A 3009-nucleotide genomic window follows, 5' to 3' on the forward strand; every position below is an offset into this window, starting at 1 on the left:
TCGCGAGCAAGCTCGCTCCCACAGTTGTTTTTGGTTGTGGCTGGCTCAGCGCCGATCCGCCACCACGCCAATCAACACCAGCACCACCAACAACACCGGCGCCAGGCTGTAGTTGTTGAACTGGCTCAAGCCCCGGACGATCCACGGCGTGGCGTAGATCAGCGCGGCGCCGCTGCCGATCATGCACAGCAGGGCAATCAGCGGGACGCGCAACGCGCCAGCGATGCTGCCCAGGCGTTGTTCGACCCAGCCCTTGATGTCGGCACCAAACAGCACCAGCAGGCAGCCTACCAATGCCAGGGAGATTTCCGACAGGTTGCTGCGGCTCCAGCGGGACACGGTGGCGAGCAGGTCGAGTACCAGATCCATTCGATTTCCTTGTGTTGATCAGCTCAGAAATTTCTGCAGCAAGTCGTTGAGAAACAGCTGTCCGCGCTCGGTCGCCGCCAGACGTGACGGTTCGACCTGCAACAACCCACTTTGTTCGGCCTCGCGCCGGCCTTCGGCCAGGCTCTCCAGGGGTAGGCCGGTGCGCTCCGGGTAAAGCCGCGCTTCCACGCCGGCGGTCAGGCGCAGGGCGTTCATCAGGAACTCGAACGGCAGTTCCTCGTTGGCGAGGGTTTTCTCACCGGCCTGGAAGCTTTTGGCCGGGTTCAGGTAGTCCTTGGGCAAGCGGGTCTTCCAGGTGCGCACGATGCGCCCGTCCGGATGGCTGAGCTTGCCGTGGGCCCCGGCGCCGATGCCGATGAAGTCGCCGAAGCTCCAATAGTTGAGGTTGTGTCGCGCCGCGCGCCCGGGCTGGGCATAGGCCGAGACTTCGTACTGGGCGTAGCCATGCTCGGCCAGCAATGCTTGCCCGGCTTCCTGGATGTCCCACAGCGTGTCGTCTTCCGGCAACGTCGGCGGCTGGTTCCAGAACACGGTGTTCGGCTCCAGCGTCAGTTGATACCAGGACAAATGGGTGGGCTTCAGCGCAATGGCCTGGCGCAGGTCGCTCAAGGCATCTTCCAGGGACTGATCAGGCAAGCCGTGCATCAAGTCGAGGTTGAAGTTATCGAACCCGGCCTGGCGGGCCATGCCAGCGGCACGCACCGCCTCGTCACCGTTATGAATGCGGCCCAGCGCTTCGAGCTTGGCCTGTTGGAAGCTTTGGATGCCAATCGATAAGCGATTGATGCCCAGCGCCCGGTAAGCAACGAATTTCTCTTGTTCGAAGGTGCCTGGGTTGGCTTCCAAGGTGATTTCAATGTCGGGCGCAAAAGGGATGCGCGCCTCGACGCCCCGCAGCAGGCGCCCCAAGGCCTGGGCGCTGAACAGGCTCGGCGTACCGCCGCCGAAGAATATCGAACTCAGTTCACGACCATGAACCGCGTGCAGATCCTGATCGAGATCGGCCAGCAAGGCGTCGACGTATTCCTCTTCCGGCAACTGCGGGCTGGCGGTGTGGGAGTTGAAGTCGCAATACGGGCATTTGCGCACGCACCATGGGATATGGATGTACAACGCCAGGGGCGGCAGCGCCGGCAGCGGCGCTCGAGGGGTTTGTGCGCCGCCGTGGATCAGCGGTGCGGGGGCGTCGGTGGTCATTGCAGGCCCAGGCGCTGGCGCAGCAGGGCCATGGCGCGGGCGCGGTGGCTCAGTTGGTTCTTTTCCACGGGGCCCAGCTCGGCGCTGGAGCAATTGCGCTCAGGTACCCAGAACAATGGGTCGTAGCCGAAACCGTGCTCGCCGCTGGCCTCGGTCAGAATACGTCCTTGCCACAAGCCTTCGCAGAGGATCGGCAACGGATCGTCGGCATGGCGTACCAGGGCGAGCACACATACGAACTGCGCACCGCGCTCGGCTTCAGGAACGTCCTTGAGGGCATCGAGCAGCTTGGCGTTGTTCGCCGCGTCACCCTTGCCATCGGCGTAACGGGCCGAATAGATGCCCGGCGCGCCGCCGAGGAAGTCCACCGCCAGGCCGGAGTCGTCGGCCAGCGCCGGCAGGCCGGAAATGCGCGCGGCGTTGCGGGCCTTGAGAATGGCGTTTTCGACGAACGACAGGCCGGTCTCTTCCGGTTCCACCTGGCTGAACTCGCCGATCGAGCGCAATTGCACCGACCCGCCGAGCATGGCCTGGAGTTCCTTGAGTTTGCCGGCGTTGTGGCTGGCCAGCACGAGTTGGGTGAGCTTGATCATTGGCCCGGGAACAGTTCCTGGTTGAAGTTGAGGGTGTTGATCTTGTCGCCGATTTGCACCTTGATTTCAAAGGTGCGGGTTTCCTGCTGCTCCACCGGGTATTGGGCGACGTAGTAAATCGCGCCTGGCTCGGTGATCTGGCGGAAGCTGAGCGGGACCGTCTTGCTGGTCAGGTCCTTGACCGTGCCGCTGACCTGGGCGATCAGCGGCTTGCCACCCTTGATCACCGAAACATTGATCACGCCCTGGTTCTTGCTGCGGATCAGTTCGGCGCCCTTGGCGATGTCAGGCGTGAGGAAGGTGGAGTTGAACGTGTTGTAGTGCACGGTGACGTCACCGAACACTTCCTTGCGCTCGCCCTTGATGACATCGGCGGCCATGACGCCGACGCTCAGGCAGGCGGTGATGAGAAACAACCCTAGACGTTTCATGTCGTGCTCCTGGAAAGGCCGGCGTTTACACCGCGACCTGATGATCGGCGAGGCCTGGGCTGCTGACCCGATAGATGCCTATCTCACCTAACAGATTAGGCCAAAGCTTGCTCGCCCACCCGTGGCGGTGTTGCTGGTCTACGGCCAGGCGATCAATGACCTTGGCTTCGCGTTCGCGGCACAGCTCCTCGAAATCCTCGAAGGTGCAGAAGTGGATGTTCGGCGTGTTGTACCAGGTGTAGGGCAGGAACTCCGACACCGGCATCCGCCCCTTGCTCGCCAGGTACCAGCGGCACCGCCAGTGACCGAAGTTGGGGAAGGTGATGATACACTGGCGCCCGACGCGCAGCATTTCGTCGAGGATCTTGTCCGGGTAATGCACGGCTTGCAGGGCCTGG

At 62.7% G+C, this 3009-nt stretch carries 5 protein-coding genes; all 5 read right to left on the bottom strand.

Annotation, left to right across the window (positions count from 1 at the left end; all coding sequences use genetic code 11):
* Positions 1-45 precede the first annotated feature (45 nt).
* The gene (locus tag OC610_RS24405; protein WP_014340681.1) at positions 46-369 is read right to left on the bottom strand and encodes a DUF3392 domain-containing protein; all 324 of its coding nucleotides are present in this window, start codon (positions 367-369) and stop codon (positions 46-48) included.
* 18 nt (positions 370-387) lie between these two features.
* Entirely contained in the window at positions 388-1587 is a 1200-nt protein-coding gene (hemW, locus tag OC610_RS24410) for a radical SAM family heme chaperone HemW (RefSeq protein WP_264431519.1), read from the bottom strand.
* On the bottom strand, positions 1584-2180 hold the full coding sequence (gene rdgB / locus OC610_RS24415) for an RdgB/HAM1 family non-canonical purine NTP pyrophosphatase (protein ID WP_198796883.1): 597 nt from the start codon (positions 2178-2180) through the stop codon (positions 1584-1586). The genes hemW and rdgB overlap by 4 nt, the downstream gene beginning before the upstream one ends.
* Positions 2177-2611, bottom strand: a complete 435-nt coding sequence (locus OC610_RS24420) for a DUF4426 domain-containing protein (RefSeq protein WP_264431522.1) — start codon at positions 2609-2611, stop codon at positions 2177-2179. Before OC610_RS24420 ends, rdgB begins: the two co-directional genes overlap by 4 nt.
* Before the next feature lie 25 nt (positions 2612-2636).
* Positions 2637-3009, bottom strand: a 373-nt coding sequence (locus tag OC610_RS24425; RefSeq protein WP_264431524.1) for a methionine biosynthesis protein MetW, incomplete at its 5' end; no start/stop codon positions are given.

The sequence above is a fragment of the Pseudomonas agronomica genome (assembly GCF_025917275.1).
Classification (GTDB): domain Bacteria; phylum Pseudomonadota; class Gammaproteobacteria; order Pseudomonadales; family Pseudomonadaceae; genus Aquipseudomonas; species Aquipseudomonas agronomica.

Bases quoted from the DNA above. Each gene is read 5' to 3' on its own strand.
- OC610_RS24405 (WP_014340681.1), bottom strand. From the start codon at position 369: ATGGATCTGGTACTCGACCTGCTCGCCACCGTGTCCCGCTGGAGCCGC.
- hemW (WP_264431519.1), bottom strand. From the start codon at position 1,587: ATGACCACCGACGCCCCCGCACCGCTGATCCACGGCGGCGCACAAACC.
- rdgB (WP_198796883.1), bottom strand. From the start codon at position 2,180: ATGATCAAGCTCACCCAACTCGTGCTGGCCAGCCACAACGCCGGCAAA.
- OC610_RS24420 (WP_264431522.1), bottom strand. From the start codon at position 2,611: ATGAAACGTCTAGGGTTGTTTCTCATCACCGCCTGCCTGAGCGTCGGC.